The 18,426-nt window shown below is 35.5% G+C and carries 16 protein-coding genes, 1 pseudogene and 1 riboswitch; of the genes and pseudogenes, 6 read left to right on the top strand and 11 right to left on the bottom strand.

Features of this window, described 5'->3' with window-relative positions; translation table 11 throughout:
* Positions 1-627 precede the first annotated feature (627 nt).
* Positions 628-1,014: a Crp/Fnr family transcriptional regulator gene (locus tag BN3107_RS18080; RefSeq protein WP_058309015.1), complete on the bottom strand. Its 387-nt coding sequence runs from the start codon at positions 1,012-1,014 to the stop codon at positions 628-630.
* A 97-nt stretch (positions 1,015-1,111) separates the two neighbouring features.
* Between BN3107_RS18080 and BN3107_RS20190 the strand changes: the two are divergent.
* Positions 1,112-1,798 (top strand): annotated as a pseudogene (locus tag BN3107_RS20190) (SDR family oxidoreductase).
* Between the two features lie 54 nt (positions 1,799-1,852).
* Here BN3107_RS20190 and tnpB read toward each other — a convergent pair.
* The 3 genes from tnpB to BN3107_RS18105 all read right to left on the bottom strand — a co-directional run bounded on the left by tnpB (position 1,853) and on the right by BN3107_RS18105 (position 4,964).
* On the bottom strand, positions 1,853-2,983 hold the full coding sequence (tnpB, locus tag BN3107_RS18095) for an IS200/IS605 family element RNA-guided endonuclease TnpB (protein ID WP_058309018.1): 1,131 nt from the start codon (positions 2,981-2,983) through the stop codon (positions 1,853-1,855).
* Positions 2,984-3,435: 452 nt separating this feature from the next.
* Complete coding sequence (locus tag BN3107_RS18100) at positions 3,436-4,218, bottom strand: glucose 1-dehydrogenase (RefSeq protein WP_058309019.1); 783 nt, start codon at positions 4,216-4,218, stop codon at positions 3,436-3,438.
* A 173-nt stretch (positions 4,219-4,391) separates the two neighbouring features.
* The gene (locus BN3107_RS18105) at positions 4,392-4,964 is read right to left on the bottom strand and encodes a TetR/AcrR family transcriptional regulator (protein ID WP_058309020.1); all 573 of its coding nucleotides are present in this window, start codon (positions 4,962-4,964) and stop codon (positions 4,392-4,394) included.
* Positions 4,965-5,122: 158 nt separating this feature from the next.
* On the opposite strand from BN3107_RS18105, the gene BN3107_RS18110 reads away from it, so the two are divergent.
* The 4 genes from BN3107_RS18110 to BN3107_RS18125 all read left to right on the top strand — a co-directional run bounded on the left by BN3107_RS18110 (position 5,123) and on the right by BN3107_RS18125 (position 8,625).
* Entirely contained in the window at positions 5,123-6,052 is a 930-nt protein-coding gene (locus tag BN3107_RS18110; RefSeq protein WP_058309021.1) for a DsbA family oxidoreductase, read from the top strand.
* A 70-nt stretch (positions 6,053-6,122) separates the two neighbouring features.
* The gene (locus tag BN3107_RS18115) at positions 6,123-6,995 is read left to right on the top strand and encodes an SMP-30/gluconolactonase/LRE family protein (RefSeq protein ID WP_058309022.1); all 873 of its coding nucleotides are present in this window, start codon (positions 6,123-6,125) and stop codon (positions 6,993-6,995) included.
* A 169-nt stretch (positions 6,996-7,164) separates the two neighbouring features.
* A complete protein-coding gene (locus BN3107_RS18120) occupies positions 7,165-7,857 on the top strand; it encodes a hypothetical protein (RefSeq protein WP_058309023.1) in 693 nt (230 codons plus the stop codon).
* Positions 7,858-7,890: 33 nt separating this feature from the next.
* Positions 7,891-8,625, top strand: a complete 735-nt coding sequence (locus BN3107_RS18125) for an OmpA family protein (protein WP_058309024.1) — start codon at positions 7,891-7,893, stop codon at positions 8,623-8,625.
* 145 nt (positions 8,626-8,770) lie between these two features.
* On the opposite strand, the gene BN3107_RS18130 is transcribed toward BN3107_RS18125, so the two are convergent.
* Positions 8,771-10,528 carry a methyl-accepting chemotaxis protein gene (locus BN3107_RS18130; protein ID WP_058309025.1) on the bottom strand — a complete coding sequence of 586 codons (1,758 nt, stop codon included), beginning with the start codon at positions 10,526-10,528 and terminating at the stop codon, positions 8,771-8,773.
* A gap of 264 nt (positions 10,529-10,792) precedes the next feature.
* Here BN3107_RS18130 and BN3107_RS20050 point away from each other — a divergent pair, with 264 nt between their 5' ends.
* Positions 10,793-10,939 carry a hypothetical protein gene (locus BN3107_RS20050; protein WP_187371044.1) on the top strand — a complete coding sequence of 49 codons (147 nt, stop codon included), beginning with the start codon at positions 10,793-10,795 and terminating at the stop codon, positions 10,937-10,939.
* Between the two features lie 701 nt (positions 10,940-11,640).
* On the opposite strand, the gene BN3107_RS18135 is transcribed toward BN3107_RS20050, so the two are convergent.
* The 6 genes from BN3107_RS18135 to BN3107_RS18160 form a co-directional block, all read right to left on the bottom strand.
* Positions 11,641-12,384: a DeoR/GlpR family DNA-binding transcription regulator gene (locus BN3107_RS18135; protein ID WP_058309026.1), complete on the bottom strand. Its 744-nt coding sequence runs from the start codon at positions 12,382-12,384 to the stop codon at positions 11,641-11,643.
* Positions 12,385-12,410: 26 nt separating this feature from the next.
* Positions 12,411-13,313 (bottom strand): ribokinase, encoded by a 903-nt coding sequence (locus tag BN3107_RS18140; protein ID WP_058309027.1) that lies wholly within the window; start codon positions 13,311-13,313, stop codon positions 12,411-12,413.
* 2 nt (positions 13,314-13,315) lie between these two features.
* Complete coding sequence (locus tag BN3107_RS18145) at positions 13,316-14,296, bottom strand: ABC transporter permease (RefSeq protein WP_058309028.1); 981 nt, start codon at positions 14,294-14,296, stop codon at positions 13,316-13,318.
* Positions 14,277-15,803: a sugar ABC transporter ATP-binding protein gene (locus tag BN3107_RS18150; RefSeq protein ID WP_058309029.1), complete on the bottom strand. Its 1,527-nt coding sequence runs from the start codon at positions 15,801-15,803 to the stop codon at positions 14,277-14,279. Before BN3107_RS18150 ends, BN3107_RS18145 begins: the two co-directional genes overlap by 20 nt.
* A 94-nt stretch (positions 15,804-15,897) precedes the next feature.
* The gene (locus BN3107_RS18155) at positions 15,898-16,995 is read right to left on the bottom strand and encodes a sugar ABC transporter substrate-binding protein (protein ID WP_231735412.1); all 1,098 of its coding nucleotides are present in this window, start codon (positions 16,993-16,995) and stop codon (positions 15,898-15,900) included.
* A gap of 57 nt (positions 16,996-17,052) precedes the next feature.
* The gene (locus BN3107_RS18160; protein ID WP_058309030.1) at positions 17,053-18,009 is read right to left on the bottom strand and encodes a sugar phosphate isomerase/epimerase family protein; all 957 of its coding nucleotides are present in this window, start codon (positions 18,007-18,009) and stop codon (positions 17,053-17,055) included.
* A gap of 309 nt (positions 18,010-18,318) precedes the next feature.
* Positions 18,319-18,417: riboswitch (purine riboswitch) on the top strand.
* The last annotated feature ends 9 nt before the right edge of the window (positions 18,418-18,426 follow it).

Here is an 18,426-nt window from a genome sequence, read left to right on the forward strand (position 1 = left end):
GAAAACGTAATCATTATTTTTAATCCATTTTGATGCGTAATCTCGAACAATAATACATTACTTTAAATACATATAACGTTAATGAAAACAGAGGATTTCATACTGAATATTTGATTTATTTTACTATTTCATTAACTATTACCATGACATTTGAATTAGTTATTTAGACACTAACCTCCTTTTAAAATAAGTAGATTCAGCGTTTGTAAATCGCTTTCAAAAATAATGTTACTATAAAAAAATACAATTCACAAGATGTAAAATAAATAAATTAACAAACTAATTTTTATTGTGTCGTTTTTGATTAACATATCAGTTAACCAAATGCGTGACTATTGTTCCTAAGGAGACTTTTACAAAGTAAATTGTTAATAGAAACACAAGCAATCAATGGCAAAACAGCAGTTAATTTACGCTATACCGATTATAGTGAACTTTTACAAGATAGCTTACCTCGTATTCTACTTAATGAAACTGGACTGATTCCTAAATAGGAAGCAATGTGATATTGTGTAATACGATCCTCTAAGCCTGGGAATTCTTCTAAAAAAAGATGATAGCGCTCTTCTGCAGAATGAAGCAAAAGCTGACGTTTCCTTGTTTCCTTTTTGATATAGAGCTGCTCAATTAATTTCCTGCCCACCACTTCCCAACAATGGTGACGTTCATATAGGTGTAACAACACCTTATAGGTAAAGGAAGCCACCACAGCATTCTCCGCGCTTGAATCGCAAAATACGAAGGAATTGACCGTATGACAGAGCTATAGGAAGTGAAAAATTGTTCTTCACTCACAAAACTTTTATTAAATTCATCCCCGTCTTCTTTCAGATAAAACATGCGAAAGACACCAGATTGGCAATAATAAATTCGATCACTCACATCACCTGCACGTATGAGTAAATTCCCTTTTTCCACTGAATGCCATTTATTTTTAGACTTTAAATAGTCCCACTCCGATTCTGGAATATCCGTAAGTTGACTCAAACTTTTGAAAATAGCTTGAAGATTCATTTTACAACCTCCCTAGAGATTAACCTATGTTAATGATAATGGAAAAAATTAGATTTATGCTAGTGTAAACTACATTTTCTAAAAGGGAGAAGATACAATGAACCTTCGTGGTGTGAAAGTACTGATTACGGGAGGCACATCTGGAATTGGTTTAAAGTTAGTGGACGAACTTATTCGTGAAAAGGCAAAGGTTATCGTTGTGAGCAGAAACGAAGAAAAGCTTCAACTATTAAAGCAGGATCAGCCGGTCGACAGTGTCTACGCATGTGATCTATCCAATCCTCAAGAAGTAATCCGTTTATCCGAAAAGGTTAGTCAACATCACCCTAATTTACAAGTGCTTACTAATAATGCCGGTATTCAACATAATATACGGTTTGATGAAGAAACGTCTACGAGTGAATTAATTTTGTCAGAGGTAAATACCAATTTTCTTGCACCGCTTTTGTTAACAAGATGGTTGCTACCTGTACTAACAAAACAATAGCAAGCAGTTTTAGTGAATATGTCATCAGGTTTAGCTTTAGTGCCAAAGTATAAATCTGCTGTTTATTGTGGTACCAAGGGAGGTCTGCACATTTTCTCGAAGGCTTTACGCATTCAATATGACCCACAAACTTTACGTGTCATTGAAATCTTGCCAACTGTTGTAGATACACCTATGACTGCTGGTAGAGGTCGAAAGAAGATATCACCGGAAATGGTTGCGAAGAAGACTATCGATGCTATCATCAACCATAAAAAGGAAGTCTATCTGCTTGAACTACCCCCTCCTACAAGCTAAAGCTTGTTGAGGAAGGGGATTCCTGGGTCATAGAACCTAATGGTTCTAAATTTATCAGGCTATCCCCGTCGCACCGACGGTTGAAAGATGCATACCTTCTTCGAGAATATTTACAGCTGCGTTGATGTCTCTATCATGATTAGTTTGACAAGTCGGACATGTCCATACTCGAATAGAAGTATCCTTGGTTATCGGATGCTTCTGTTTACAAGAAGAACATATTTGCGTAGAAGGGAAATGCTTCCCTACTTTTACAAGTTCTTTGCCATACCAATCACATTTATAAGCTAACATCTTAGCGAATTCACTCCAGGAAGCATCCTGGATGGATTTGCTATATGATTTATCCTTCAACATATCAGAAACAGATAAGTCCTCGATGGCAATGACATCATACTGTTGGACTAGTTCAGAAGACAGTTTATGTTGAAAGTCTTTTCTTTTATTCACTACTTTCTCATGAATAGTAGCTATTTTTTTCTTCTGTTTGTGCCAATTATTCGAAAACTTTTGTTTTCGAGAAAGAGAACGTTGAGCTTTAGCCAACTTTTTCTCTAAAGATTGAAAATAACGTTCGTTGTTGATTTTGTTGCCATTTGAATCAATAACGAAATGAGTTAATCCCATATCCAAACCGATGGTTTGGTTAGTTTTATCTCTTTTTTTAACCTCTTCATTTACATTAATAGATACAAAATACTTATCAGCTGCATTTTGACGTACTACTACGTGTTTAATCACCGCACTATCCGGGATAGGGCGACTGTTAGCGTATCGAACCCATCCTACTTTTGGTAACTTAATATGTGTTTCTGTCACTTTGATATTGCCATTCACTGACTTGGTGGTGTAGCTTTTTACCGGATGTTTGCGACTTTTGAATTGTGGGAATTGGTTTTGCTTCTTGAAAAAACGAACCATTGCATCGTTCAAATGCTCAATGCTTGCCTGCAAGCTGATGCTATCGACTAACTTCAACCAAACATAGTCTGTTTTCATGCTTTTTAGTTCATTCTTAAACGCATTCACTTGTAATGTTTTTTGATTTTCTTCATCTCTATTTTTGATTTTTTCGAGAAAATGATTGAACACGAAACGTGAACAACCGAAAGACTGCACCATGAAGGTTTGTTGTTGTTTATTCGGAAAAATACGATATTGATATGCTTTGTGTTGAATAGCCATCGGTTGTTCACTCCTTCCGTTTTTATCTATTTTCTATTATACCACCGAACAAATATTCGCACAAAGGATAACATGACTATTTTTCAAAAAAAAGGCGATTCATCTCCCACCTAAACGCTTCGCGTTTTGAGGAAGGAGTCTTCTCGCCTAAAATCGATAAAACAAAAATTCTTTATTGGTTAAATAGACTATGTCCGGCACTTGCTCAGCAATTGATGAAACAATTTAAATAATTACAACTGAGAGAATTATTTGTCTAGATTCATAACATTGGGAAGGTTAAGGTGTGGAGTATTAAGATATACTATTTGAACTTTTTCTAATAGCTTACTATTACGTGTGACGTTAACTTGTTTATCCCAAAGATGCTTACGGACAAAATGTTATTTTTCTCAACTTTTGCCCGTAAGTCTTTAGAAGCATTGCATGTTACAACTGTTTGATTATAATCTTTAATATTTGTAGGATTGGCCACCATCAATCGGAATAACGGCACCATTAATGAAACTAGCTTGATCAGATAATAAGAAGGCAACTAAATAACCGACTTCTTCCGGTTTACCAAAACGTTTCATCGGATTGGCACTGACAAATTCTTTACCAGCTTCTTCCCAGTTATCACCACCGACCTGCTTGAGAGAACCTTCAACCATTGGTGTCATAATCGCGCCTGGTGCAATTGCTTTAATACTTATACCGAACTCTCCATATTCAACACCTGAGTTACGGGTTAGTCCGACAACTCCATGTTTACTTGCTGCATAACCTGATTGATTACCAACACCACGAATTCCTCCGACGGAAGCGGTGTTCACAATCGAGCCATATCCTTGTTTCTTCATGATAGCAAGCGCATGCTTCATGCCATAAAAGACACCATTTAAGTTGATGTTGATGACTTTCTCAAATTCATCCACACCATAATCTTCTGTTAGGTTTTGCTTCCCTTCAATACCGGCATTATTGAAGAAGGCATCAATTTTTCCGAATTTATCCACTGTATGCTGGATATAATTTTTTACATCTTCTTCTTTTGCTACGTTAGCTTCTACTAGCTCCACCGTTGCATCAGGTGCTACATCCATAATTGCCTGTTTACTTTCCTCTAAACCGTCTTCATTAATGTCCACTAGTACAAGGTTAGCACCTTCTTTTGCCATTTGAAGAGCTGAGGCGGCACCAAGTCCTGAGCCCCCACCAGTAATGATGACTACCTTATCTTGAAATCGTTTCAATAACTTTCACTCCTTTTCAATTATTCTCTCTTAATATGGTAAAATATAGAGAAAATATTCCTAAGGTACTATTTTTACATAGATCTCTATTAAATAGAGTTGCCTATCGGAGTGATAGGGAGTGTTGACATGATTAAGCAATACGTTATCCAAATAAAAATCCCCATAATTCATTATGAGGATTTTTTATCTAGTCCAAATCCGTGCAACAGATAGGAAACACTTTTTCGAATATACTCCTCTGGAGAAAGTGTTTGATTGCCGTTACTCCATTCCACTGATGCTCCATATAATCCCCAACTTAACATCGTTGCCATCGTGTGAATGGTTTTCTCTGATTCAGTCGGATAATGAATCGTTAGTTTATTGCTAAAGATAATGGAAAGCTGATCCTTAATGATACGGGCAATGGTCTCTTCATAACCACGGTGACAACGCTGGGATAATGAACGCTGGAAATTGGTAATAGCGATAAACAATTGTACCATTTCCTCTTCATCCAGCCCCTTCTTCTGATAGGCTTCCTGTTTTAAGTTAATCAATAAAACATCAGCTAATACCGTTTCTAATAAGTCATATATATCCTGAAAATGGTAATAGAAGGTAGCGCGATTAATATTTGCTTTTGTTGTAATATCCTTGATTGTAATTTGCTTAAATTCCTTCTGACTCGAAAGCTCTATAAACGCATCGGTAATCAGCTGCCTCGTTCTTACTATTCTTGGATCGAAATCTGTTTGAGACATATGGTGTTCCTCCTATTTTTACAACACTTTATTATTTATGTTGGATATACAACATTCAAATGGTTTTATTGGTATTAAAATGTGTTGCGTACTTGTACTATTGATTGTATAGCAAACTAAATAAATATACCAAAATCATGTTTAAGGAGGAAAATTGAATGACAAACAATAAAAATATGATGTGTGATATAAATACAGGGATTTGTGGGGAAACGGATGGAGATAATATCGAATTGATCAACTTCCAGCGTCCTCAAAAAAAGATTGACTTATATTATGTGACAGATCCGATTTGTTCTCATTGTTGGGCATTGGAACCGGTACTTCGACGCTTCACCGAACAATACGGAGACTATTTCCGCTTTCATACGGTTATGGGTGGCTTATTGGAAAAATGGCATGATGGTCCAATTGATCCCGCTAATGGCATCTACCAGCCAGCAGATGTAGTGAAACATTGGCGAGAGGTTGGAAAACAATACCGGATGCCAATCGACGGTAGTCTGATGAAAACTGACCATGTTGAATCATCCTATCCTTCTTCACGTGTGTTTGCAATCATCCAGAAACATCATGGAGCTGAAACTGCCTCCAATTTCCTGAGACGTGCTCGAGAAGCGCTATTCATTTTCAATAAAAACATTGGCAAGGATGAGGTCTTATCAGAAATTGTTACTAATATGAACCTTGATGGTAAAGCAATGGTCGATGAAGCTAATCAAACGATTGGCAAGACATTATTATCGGAAAATTTTGACCTTACCAAACAATTAGGTGCACGAGGCTTTCCTACCATCGTGATGATTAATGAAGAGAACCAGGGAATTAAACTAGTCGGTAATCGCTCTCTGGAAGAGTTCGTACAAGCTTTGGAAAAGATGCTAGCGAACACGGAGCTTCAGGCTAGCACTCTACCATCACTTGAAGACATTTTAAAGAAAGAAAAACTTCTTTTTGCTAGAGAAATAGAAGCGCTGTATGATCTTCAGGAAGATGAGCTTGCATCCTTTATTGATAAGGAACTGGATGCGAATGCGTATGAAAGAAACGAAGTATTAGGAGAGTTGTATCTTACCCCCAACTATTAAAAAATCAACACTTTCACTAATAGAAATGGTATCATTATCCATATAATCTATTATGGAAAGGAGTAATAGGATGGAGGCAGAATTGGCATACAAGATCAAAGCATCCCTTGGCGAGGGTCCCTGTTGGGATACACGAAATAACCTTCTGTACTGGACCGATATTTCAGGAAACGTCATTCATCAATTTGATCCAGAAACAAAACAGAACAAGACTTTTTCGATTGGTCAGATGGTTGGTGCAGTTGTTATTGCAGAGGATGGAAGATTAGTTTTAGCTGCCGAACATGGTTTTTACTATTATGATATTACAACCAATGAATTAGTTGAGATTAGCGATCCTGAAAAAGGCAACTTGGATAACCGTTTTAATGATGGAAAAGTGGATCCTGCAGGACGGTTTTGGGCAGGTACAATGCAAAAAAATGACACACAACCAAGAGGGGCATTGTACTGCTTGTCAGCAGATCATCAAATTGAAGAAAAATTGTCGGGGTTACGAATATCAAATGGGATGGCGTGGGACCTTGAAAAAAGTAGTATGTATTTCATCGATACTCCCACACGTAATATCTACGTCTTCGATTATAAAAAGGAAACAGGTGATATCAGTCAGCAGCGTGTTGCCTTTTCATTCCCTGAGGATTTTGGAGCTCCTGATGGAATGACGATCGATTCTGAGGGTATGTTGTGGATAGGAGGCTGGGGATCTGGTCAAGTAAGTAGATGGGACCCTACCACAGGAAAAGTGTTACTTACCATTAAACTAGCAGCGAAAAACATTACATCCTGTACATTTGGTGGAAAAGACCTTGATACATTATACATCACAACCGCACGAATAGGGATGACAGACCAGGAATTAGAGACCCTTCCATTGTCAGGTAGTCTATTTTCGGTGAAGCCTGGAGTAAAAGGGTTACCTGCTTATTACTTTGCAAACTAGCTTTAAACCTAGCACTATTGAGAAGGTCGTAACGATTTAACTGTTACGACCTTCTCTATTATTATAGTGCAATAACTGCTACCTTTGGATCGACATATACTTTTGACAAAAGTGGTAAATTATTGTATAAAAAGTATGGCGTTATCCAAAATTTGAGGAGGACTTTTTTATGAGTAAAAATATTATTCTATTATTTTTAACATTTGTTTTCACATTATTTATTACTGTTGCATGCAGCAACCAAAGCAGTAATAATGATGCGGAAAATAACGAAGTGGAATCAAACCAATCAAATGAAGATGAAAATCAAGAGAACAATTCAGAGAACGAAGAAAATGAGACAAATACTGATAGCACACAGAACGATGATGGAAGTGACTCTGTAAATGAAGATGATAGTTCAAATGATCAAACGAATGAAGAAGATGAGCAATCAGATTCTTCTAGTGACAGTGCTTCTTCAAATAACAAAGAACTGCCGGAAACCATTGTGATAGATGAACAAATTCAACACGAGGAAGGTGTTACTTTTACGCTTGAGCAAATCAACTTTAAAGAAGATCATATTACCGTAGATTTTAATGCCGAAAATTTCACCGGATATTCTCAATATCTAGCAAGTGCCGGAAGAGCCAAAGGTCAAAATTTAGGTGGTATCACATTAGAGGATGACACAGGTTTTGACTATCGATATATTGCTGATGAAGACTCAGACAGAATAGAGCTTGAAGATCAAGAAAAAGTTACTGGAACTGTTAGTTTTGCGGGGAGAATTCAGGAAGATGCCACATCCTTAACCTTAGTATTTAATCCTGATAGAAGTTTGAAATTTTCTTTTGAAGATATTCAGATCGAATGGTAGTATTTAATTTATTTTTGGAGAGGAGTATCCTCATTGCATTCCATTTTTAAAAAGATGACTCATTTTTTCCCTCTTATTTTATGTGTGGTATTATTATCTGCTTGTACGAATGCAGAAGAAGATAATTCGGAATCATCGAAAGATCCTATTGCATCAAACGATGAAAACAATTCAGCAAATGAAGACCAGATCGATAATGAAGAAAGCGATTCAGAGAATGAACAAAATATACCTAATTCGGAATTCTCCATAAAAGAACTAAATATACAATCAGAATTTACCATAACGGAGATACCTATTGGATCTATTTTTTTAATAAGCCGTATTGATATGGATTCTAGTTTTGAAAAAGAAGTGATGGAAACATTAACTGAGTTTAATGCAGTAGGTACTGCGGATGGCGCAAAATTAACATTACCAGAAGATATTTTGTTTGATTTTGATTCAGACGAATTACGTCCTGAAGCAGATGAAGCGATTGAGCAACTCGCACAAGTGATAGATACAACCGAAGATGATGTAACAATCGTTGGCCATACAGACAACAAAGGCCAGGATAGCTATAACCTTGAACTGTCAGAAAACCGTGCGAATGCTGTTCTTAATGCACTAGCAGATAAAGGTGTTGAAAAGAATCGTATGACAGCTGAAGGAAAAGGTGCTTCGGAACCAATTGCAAAAAATACAAATAGTGATGGTTCTGATAATCCTGAAGGTAGACAGAAAAATCGTCGGGTAGAAGTAACCGTCCATGGCTTTAATAAATGATAAGCAACATTTAAAAATACTGTGTTACTAGAAATGTGGTTAACTTACGCTCTACGTTTCTTCCTTTAAAAAATCCGAATGATCACAAATTCTAACATAGAATTTGCAAAACATTCGGATTTTTCTTTTATCCATGCCGTTACACTTATTTCTTCAACTGAAATCGCTGCACAATTTTTTGCAGTTCTGCTGATAATTGCGTTAATTTCATTGTTTGGTTGGAGACTTCCTCCATTGAGCTACTTGATTGCTCTGCTGAAGCTGATGTTTCTTCAATTCCCGCTGCAGATTCTTGAGAAGTTGATGCAATTTCCTGAATCGATTCGTTCATTTCTTCGGTTCGACCAGACACATTTTCCAAGTTATTAGAGACATTTTTCATGCGTTCTGTCATCGTTTTTACCGAATGGTTAATCTCTGCAAACGTCTCTTGGGTAGTAAGGATTTGTGAAGTACCTTTTTCTACCTCTTGATAGCCTTCCTCAAGAGAGCTCGAAACATCTGTAGATTCAGTCTGAATTCTTGATACAATTCCAGTGATGTCTGATACCGATTCGCCTACCTGTTCTGCTAATTTACGCACTTCGTCAGCTACTACTGCAAACCCTTTTCCTGCCTCACCGGCTCTTGCTGCTTCAATCGCTGCATTTAATGCTAATAGATTGGTTTGTTCGGATATATCATGAATAACGGCTACTAGTCTGCCAATTTCTTGTGACTGTGAATCTAAACTTCTTACTTTATCTACGGCATTTTTTACAATTTCATCAATTCTTTGCATTTGATTGGCTGAAGATTGCATCAAATTACTGCCTGACTCTGCTTTATCTAACACTTCAATCGAAGCATTCCCAACATTTATTCCTTCTTGATTTGTTTCTGACACGATTTCTTTAAAGTTCTCCATCATGCCTGACAAAGTATTGACATGCTCTGCCTGAATCTCGGCACCAGAAGCCAGTTCTTGCATCGTTGTTGTAACCTGTTCAGATCCTTCTTTCACTTCTTTTGACGAATGATTCAGTGCATCACTTTGCTGGTTTAATGAAAGAGATGCATTGGCAATATTAGCAATGATTCCATTTAAATTGTCCTGCATCTGATTCATCTCTGTAGCTAGTGTGTTTAATTCGTCCTTCGTCTTTACAACAACTGGTTCATTTGATAAATTGCCATTTGCCAATTCTCGCATCCTGTTGGTAACTTGTGTAAGTGGTTTAGTGATACTATTAGAAAAGATCCAGATAAGAATGATACCAATTACGACAAATAAGACGGTGAGCGCAATAATTTGATATAAAATCGTGGTTGCAGGCGCATTAAAATCCATTAAATAGGTACTAGAATTTATCACCCAACCCCAATTCTCGTCATATGCGGAATAGACTACTTTTTCTTCTAAGCGGTCTTCGTCATTTGGTAATGGCCACTCGTAATAGGTATAACCGCCACCATTCAACGCTTTTTCAGTATATTCCTGAGTAAAGTAGTTTCCTTCTGAATCCTGTGCTTCCCAAAAGTTATCTCCCTCTAAATTAGGGTGCGCAAGCATGGTTGCCTCTTCGTCTGTAATGAAAATATAACCATTTTCTCCGATATCGATGTCCCTGTTAATAGGTCTTGTGCCATCTTCTTGTACTTCACCTAATATTGATTCTTTCACTTGTTCTTGCGCTTCTTCTAGTTCCAAATTCCCTTGTTCTACTTCTTTATTCAAAGCATCAATCATTTCCAGTGTCATCACGACACTATTTTTCAGGTTCGTTTCCCCAAGTTCATTTAATGATTGTTGACTTTGATTAAATGTTAAATAGCCTAAAATAACTAATGGTAGAATTAATAACAGCAATGATGTTATCATTAATTTCTTTTTAACGGTTTGCTTTTTCAAAGATGTAAACATAATTTCCCCCTCAAGATAAAATACCCTCTACTATATATTTCGTCATTTTCTGAAGAATTTGAATACTTTTATCTAATTCTTTTTACTTAGATCTATATTCTTATGTAATCGTGTTAATCTAATTCTTCATACATTCTACAACTGCATAAGTTTGAATGGATTGTTCTCATTTTGATATTTGTATCATCTCATTTACAGATGTATAATTAAGGTATACAAATGAAATCGCTTACTTAAACAATCATAAATTTAGGAGGATCACCAATGAGCCTAATAGAAAGAAATGAAAAAACAATAAATTTGTTAGCGAAAGAAAAATTTACAGAAGAGGCAATTTATCAAATGACAGACGCTCAGATTGAATATTTTCACTGGCTTTATTTCGAAGATTCTGTGTATGATTTAATGTAACTAAAATGTAGGATAAGTTTACATCGTTTTAATTACAGACAAAAAAATGACTATACTTAATTTTATGCCTATAATACTCATTGTTATATACATTAATATCCAATAATGAAAAAACCATCCATAAGAAACGTTTCTTATGGATGGTTTTGGATTATACTTGCAATTTTGTCTATTAGATTGGTTCTTCGGATAGAAATTGCCCATTTTTCAATCTTTTTATCCGAAGAAATGAGAAGATCGCCCTCATTATTGATCATACATAAAAAAATTGGATACTATCACGCAATAATAGAATTTAATGACAAAAATAAACACCTTTAGGCTATTTAGCAAATAGTAGGGATTATTTCGCTATTGTAAATGTTGTCAAAACACACATTCCATTTAGAAAATATATACAAAACAAGAAAAGTTTAAAGCATCCGAAGAGATTAGCTTAAATCCCTGAGAATAAAAGTATGTAAAGTGTTAGAGCCCACACGTAATTACTTGTCGCAAACACTCCTTTAAAGCCTTATCATTTTGAAGAACGCAACTAAAATGACATCACACTCTTACTTTAAAGCAAATTTAACCCTAATACTTATAAGAGAGACTTGTATACTGAAAACATAATATACTGGATCTAAAAAAGCTCTGTCACACTGTCCATCTTTTTTGTAATTACCTCAACAAATGTTTTTATCGTCGCAATAATTTAGCTACTCTGCAACATAATATTCAACTTGCCCGTCCAATTCTTCGATCTTTTTATCCGTAATTAACGTACACTTATTCAATTCAAAGGCTTTACATAGAGAACTTTTTTTATTTTTCGAGCTATCTGCTACTATATAGCACTTCTTCGAATTACTATTGATAATTGTTTTTTTACTTGCTTCTCTGAAATCAGGGGTATTAATTCCTTCTCTTATTCCGAATCCTGTAGTACCAACAAATGATTTGTCGAAGAACAAATTTTTAAGAGTTGCGTCGGTTAATGGGCCACTGACCGAATCAAGATCTCTATTGACCTCTCCTCCGATAATTATACAATCAGAAATATTGGGGTTATCTAACTCATTTAATACTTGGATGTTCGATGTAACTATTTTTACATCCTTTGCTTTAATGTATTTAGCGATCCCTAAACAAGTAGTTCCAGAGTCAATGTATATAACCTCTTCGTTTTTGACAAAAGAGGCAGCGAATCGAGCAATTTTTTCTTTTTCATTTTTATATAGAAATTTTTTCGTGCCGACTGGTAATTCTAATGCATTTACTTTAAGCTTTGCTCCGCCACCTCTAAGTAAAATGATTTGTCCTTCTTCTTCTAGAAGTTTAAGGTCACGTCTAAGTGTCGACTCAGAAATATCATGAAAAGTATCCAAGAATTCCTCAATATAAATTATTTCTTTCTCTTCCAATGCTTCGATTATTTTCTTTTGTCGTATATATGGAATCATTGTATAACCTCTCCATTGACTATGATTTACATAATTACTTCTTCTAATGAAGGCATTGCTTCATGTGCACCTATATTCGTTACGGTTTTCGAACTTACTTTTGATGCGAATTTGCCCATTTCATTTATCAAGAAGTTATTTAATACGCTGTAGGCTATCCCACCTATATAGGAATCACCAGCACCTGTCGTCTCTATTACGTCTACTTTTTCAGCAGGGAAATATTGTTTTTCCTTCCCATCAAATAGAACACTACCTTTTTCTCCTAATGTAATGCAAACAAGATGCGCAACCATGTTTTGCAATAGATCACTGGCTGCTAATGCTTGCTCAGCTGTTTCAATTTCTGTTCCCGCATAATAGCTTGCTTCCGCTTCATTTACGACGAAGCAATCTACAAGTTTCAATACATCTGCAGATATAGGAACACTAGGAGCAGCATTTAAAATGATATAACACCCATGTTTTTTACCTAATTGAATCGCATATTCCGCTACTTTGATTGGAATTTCTAACTGGATCACCACAATGGATGCCTCTTTAATTATTGATACTGCATCTTGAATATCTTTGATCTGAAGTTTGTAATTAGCACCTTTTTCAATAGTAGATAGTAGTCTGCCATCAGGGAATGAATTGACAAATCCTAAACCTGAATTCGTATCAGCTTTCTTAATAAAATTTGTATGGACATGATATTTCTCCAAGCCATTTAATAGCTCATCTCCGAAATGATCGTTACCAACTTTTCCTATCATATGGGTATCTAATCCTAATTTAGCACATTGAACAGCTTGGTTGGCACCTTTTCCCCCACCAGACATGGATACACTATTTGCAGAAATTGTTTCTCCAATTTTCGGTAACCGATCTTGTTTTATAATTATATCATAATTGATACTTCCAATTACTACTGTTCTACGGTCCATTTTTAACTCGCCACCTTAGCATTGTTGTTATTCTTAGTAATTTTGACTTTCTTTAGTTTATCTTGAATATTCTCAAAATACGCTGCAATTACTATAATAGCCCCTGTAGCGATATATTGCCAGAATGTATCTACACCGACAACAACAAGTCCAACTTTTAATGTAGATAATAACAATGCACCTAAAAGTGTACTAATCATATTCCCTTTACCACCAGCTAAGCTTGCACCGCCAATTGCCGCTGCTGCAATTGCATTCAGCTCATATGTTTGTCCTGCTGCAGGCTCTCCTGATCCTAGACGAGCTAATAATACCATACCAGCAAGTGCAGCACCTACACCACATAATGCATAAGCCCAAATCTTCGTTTTGTCCACATTAACACCAGAAAGCTTTGTTGCCTCCTCATTTCCACCAATCGAATATATATATGTCCCAAATTTAGTATATTTTAACACAATATGTCCGAATACAGTAAAAGCTAGTAAAACAACTATTGAAATCGACACACCACTAACTATATCTCCTGATAGCATACTTCTAAAACTATCGGGAATATCAAGCACCGGCCAACCACCTGTATACACATAAGCAATACCTCTATATGCACTCATCGTACCTAGCGTAACTATAAACGGCTGCAAGTTCAATTTTGTAATCAATATCCCGTTGACAATTCCCAAAATTAACCCAAGACCAATCCCTACTATTAGTGCAATAACTGGATGGACACCTCTAACTAACAAATCACCTACAATTACAATGACAATTGCGAATGTTGAACCTACTGATAAGTCAATACCACCCGTAACAATCGCATATGTGATACCTAATGCAAGCAAACCATTAATAACTGTTTGGTCAACAACATCTAGTAAATTTCCGGAACTCAAATAAATTGGTTCAATAATTGAAAAAACGACGACCATTAATAAAATCGCAATAATCAAATATAATTCACGACTAGCCAATTTTGCTCTCATGATTGTTTACCCCCATAGCATATTGAAGTATATCTTCTTCTGTCAATTGTTTGTTGTCTAATTCTTTTACTTTCTTTCCTTCTCTCATCACGATAATTCGATCCGACATTCCGAGTACTTCCGGCAACTCTGAAGAAATGATAATAATTGATTTTCCTTTTTCAAGTAACTCTTCCAACACCCTATAAATCTCCGCTTTGGCACCAACATCAACACCTTTTGTTGGTTCGTCAAGGATCAATACTTCTGCATCGGACGATAACCATTTCGAGATAACAACTTTCTGTTGGTTCCCACCACTTAAATTAACGGTCATATAATGTGGGTCAACTGGTCGTAAATTAATCTCATTTACATAATGTTCACAATTTTTAGTTTTTTTGTTATGCTGAAGAAGACCAAATTTTGTAAACTTTTCTAATTTTGTTAATCCTATATTATTTGCATTATCAAAGTATTTAACAAATCCTTGTGTCTTTCTGTTCTCTGGAATTAAACCGATCCCCAATTGCACAGCTTTCTCTGGAGACGCAATATTTACTTCTTTACCATTCAGCTTGATGGAACCACTTGTTTTTTTCTCTGCACCAAAGACTGTTCGTAAGACATCTGTTCGTTTGGATCCTACTAAACCAGAAAATCCTAGAATTTCGCCTTTTTTCAATTGAAAAGATATATTCTCAAAAACGTTTGACAACGTTAAATTTTCTACTTCTAAAACAACCTCATCATCTTTGACCAAACCTTGCTTATTACGAACTGCAAAAGAAGAAACATCTCTTCCTACCATTTTCTTAATTAATTCTTCTTTTGTGATATCACTAACAGATAATGAATCGACAAATTTGCCATCTCTTAAAATCGATGCACGATCACATATTTCAAATATTTCTTCTAATCTATGGCTCACATAAATAATAGTCATCCCATCATTTTTTAATTCATTAATAATTTTAAATAATGCCTTTGTTTCTTTGGTTGATAAAGATGCTGTAGGCTCATCAAAAGAGATAACTTCCGCCTTATGATATATAGCCTTTGCAATTGCGACCATTTGCATCTCGCCCGTACTTAAAGTATTAGCCATATCTTCACTTTTGAAGTTACAGTTTAATCGTGACAGTATATGATTTGCTTTCTCGTGCAATGTCTTATAATCGATTAAAAAGCCCCTTTTTGGTTCATAACCGAGTACAATATTCTGGCCAACTGTTATTTCTGGAATAATACTAACTTCTTGGTGCACTTTCGAAATACCTTGCTCAATCGCATCATTAGCACTTTTGAATTGTGCAATATTTTTTTTTAATCGGACACTTCCTTCATATTCTGTGTATACACCATGAAGGATGTTTAATAATGTTGACTTTCCAGCACCGTTTTCCCCTAAAAGAGCATGGATCTCACCTTTTTTTACCTCAAAACTTACTTCTTCTAGCGCTTTGACACCAGGGAAAACCTTCGTCACATTCTGAAATTGAATAATCGGCTCATTGTGTTCTCTCATTTTCGAATTTCCCCCTTTTGTAGATACTATAGTCGAATCAATTTTACGATCCGACTACAGTAATAATTTGGCAAGTGAAAGTTTATTTATCCTATTATTCTAATTCTGCTTCTGACCAACCAATTATTTCTTCAGCTGGTGTATCTACATTGGTTGCATCAATTAATGCTTGTGGTGTCCAGATAACACGAGGTAATTCTTGCCCTCCCAAATTTCTTAACGCCATCTCTATAGCAATTTGGCCTTTATATAATGGAAAAGAATCAATTGTCGCATCAAGCTCACCAGCTCGGATCGAATCATACGCTTCACCAATGCCGTCTACCCCCACAACTAGAATGTCTTTACCAGATGCGTTCACAGCCTCTTGAACTCCAAGAGCCATCGTATCATTGTTTGCAAATATTGCTTTTAAATCATCATGTTTCTTAATCCATGTCTCTGCAATATCTTTTGCTTTCGATCGATCCCAATCAGCATTTTGTTTTTCTGCAATCTCCATATCAGGAGCATTATCTGCAATCCAAGTTTCAAAACCAAGTGTACGTTGTCTTGCAGCGAAAGCTTTCGGCATACCTACTACAATCGCCACTTTTCCCTCAGAATTGATTTGTTCAGCAATCCATTCAGCAGCTCTTTCACCATTTTCACTAGCTTTTGGACCGACGAAAGATGGTGCTTCTTCAATGATACCGTCATTCACATTAAGTACAGGAATATCAGCTTCTAAAGCATCTTCCACTCCTGGAACTAAATTACTATCAGAGATAGGTGATAATAATAATGCTGTATATTCCTTGTTGATCATGTCTCGTACAATTGCTAATTGACCCTCCTCATCAGCTTCACCTTGAGGTGACTTCACATCAATTGTTAAGTCAAATCCTGCCTCATTAAATTTACTTGCACCTGTTTCCATACCTTCCTTTAACGTTCTCCAATATTCATTCTCGAACGCTTTTGCTACAGCTCCTAATTGAATACTGTCAGAGGTAACTGGGACGGGTCCTAAATCCGAACGAACCTCATCAACAGTTTGACCATCTGCCTCATCTGGATTAAATCCAGTATTTTCACCAGATCCTTCTTCACCTTCACTGTTACTTGAGTTACTCGCACTGCTACAAGCTACCAGTGTGAAAAAGATACATAATAAAAATAATACCATTAGACTTCTTTTCATTTTAACCATTTTATTGCCTCCTCTTTTTTAATAAATCGCTTTCAATCAACTCAAGAATTTAAGATACTACACTCTTAAATTCTCGACTTCTTCCCCTTTTAGACATTTTAAAAATAACTCATTGACATCAATCGCATTATTTTGAGAAATAACTTCTTGTATATAATCCATTCCTACATTGTCCAATAATCGATCTAACTGTTTAATCATCTTCACATTTTGAGTAATTTCCGCAATTGGCTCTTCTCTTATTGGGAATGTATCAAAATAAATCACTTGCTTATAATCCTCTTTCTTTAAATAATAAAGAAATTCGAGTGTTTGCATGAGAGAAACTGTACCTAACATAAGGCCATCATCATGTGTACCATATCCATCATTTAGGTGTACTCCAAATAACTTTCCTCTTACTTGAGCAATATTCATCCCGTATGCAGGATTTTCCCTTTTCATTAACATATGACAATAATCGACTGTTACACCTACGTTCTTACGATCAATCTCTTTAACCATAAGCATTGTTGTACCTATACTATCAATTAATGCATAAGATCTTTCTTGATATGGTTTATATTCGATACTTATTTTTAGTTCGGGTGCATAATCTGCTACTTGCTGCAAATATTCTTTTACTTGTTGCCATGTTTGTTCATAATTCATTTGAAATGGATAATCAAAACCATCAAAACCTAACCATACGGTTATCACTTTGCCCTCTAATGCTCTACATGTATCAACCGCTTCAAGGCATAGTGTTTTCGCATCTTCGGATATGCTTTGATTGCTGTTTCCTAACTCACCATTCAAAAAATGTTTTCTGAAACGTAATGCGAGTCCATTAACTTCTAAATTCAGTTCTTTTATTTTTCTTTCAATTTCTTTCACACTGTACTGTTCAAAATGTTCTGGGTAATTCAAATCGACACTTGTGATACCTTCTACATTAGCTAGTTTATCTAATGCCTTTAGTATATCTCCATTTACTGAAGGAAGTATCGAGTTGATCCTAGATGCAAGCTTCATTTGTCTCAACCCCTACCAATTTAATTTGTAACTGCTTTCAAATGAAATTCTAGCATGTTGATTTTCGAAAATCAACACTTTTTATCATATTTTTTCATTTTTATTCATTTTTATTAAATATATACTCATTTTTTTTCATAAAATTCACTTTTGAGAACCTTTTATTTCAACATATTTCATTTTTTTTCATGAAAAATTTAATTTTTTATTATCTTTTGCACATTAAGATACAAATGTGTACATATAATATTTCTAAAATTTAACACTTGCCAAATCCGCTGATTGTTAGTAAACTATTCAAAGTATTCAAAAAAAAATTTTATACTTACCTGTATAACCTCAGAATATGGCTTGAGGGTCTCTACCAGGAACCAAAAAATCCTGATTACAGAAAATGAACTGTTCATTTTTTGTAAT

The organism is Gracilibacillus massiliensis (assembly GCF_001458115.1).
Taxonomy (GTDB): Bacteria; Bacillota; Bacilli; order Bacillales; family Amphibacillaceae; genus Gracilibacillus; species Gracilibacillus massiliensis.

What these genes read in the sequence shown, in the direction of transcription:
- BN3107_RS18080 (WP_058309015.1), bottom strand. Translation starts at nt 1,014, where the DNA reads ATGAATCTTCAAGCTATTTTCAAAAGTTTGAGTCAACTTACGGATATT.
- BN3107_RS18105 (WP_058309020.1), bottom strand. Translation starts at nt 4,964, where the DNA reads ATGTCTCAAACAGATTTCGATCCAAGAATAGTAAGAACGAGGCAGCTG.
- BN3107_RS18140 (WP_058309027.1), bottom strand. Translation starts at nt 13,313, where the DNA reads ATGGACCGTAGAACAGTAGTAATTGGAAGTATCAATTATGATATAATT.
- BN3107_RS18150 (WP_058309029.1), bottom strand. Translation starts at nt 15,803, where the DNA reads ATGAGAGAACACAATGAGCCGATTATTCAATTTCAGAATGTGACGAAG.
- BN3107_RS18155 (WP_231735412.1), bottom strand. Translation starts at nt 16,995, where the DNA reads ATGGTTAAAATGAAAAGAAGTCTAATGGTATTATTTTTATTATGTATC.
- BN3107_RS18145 (WP_058309028.1), bottom strand. Translation starts at nt 14,296, where the DNA reads ATGAGAGCAAAATTGGCTAGTCGTGAATTATATTTGATTATTGCGATT.
- tnpB (WP_058309018.1), bottom strand. Translation starts at nt 2,983, where the DNA reads ATGGCTATTCAACACAAAGCATATCAATATCGTATTTTTCCGAATAAA.
- BN3107_RS18160 (WP_058309030.1), bottom strand. Translation starts at nt 18,009, where the DNA reads ATGAAGCTTGCATCTAGGATCAACTCGATACTTCCTTCAGTAAATGGA.
- BN3107_RS18115 (WP_058309022.1), top strand. Translation starts at nt 6,123, where the DNA reads ATGGAGGCAGAATTGGCATACAAGATCAAAGCATCCCTTGGCGAGGGT.
- BN3107_RS18135 (WP_058309026.1), bottom strand. Translation starts at nt 12,384, where the DNA reads ATGATTCCATATATACGACAAAAGAAAATAATCGAAGCATTGGAAGAG.
- BN3107_RS18120 (WP_058309023.1), top strand. Translation starts at nt 7,165, where the DNA reads ATGAGTAAAAATATTATTCTATTATTTTTAACATTTGTTTTCACATTA.
- BN3107_RS18110 (WP_058309021.1), top strand. Translation starts at nt 5,123, where the DNA reads ATGACAAACAATAAAAATATGATGTGTGATATAAATACAGGGATTTGT.
- BN3107_RS20050 (WP_187371044.1), top strand. Translation starts at nt 10,793, where the DNA reads ATGAGCCTAATAGAAAGAAATGAAAAAACAATAAATTTGTTAGCGAAA.
- BN3107_RS18130 (WP_058309025.1), bottom strand. Translation starts at nt 10,528, where the DNA reads ATGTTTACATCTTTGAAAAAGCAAACCGTTAAAAAGAAATTAATGATA.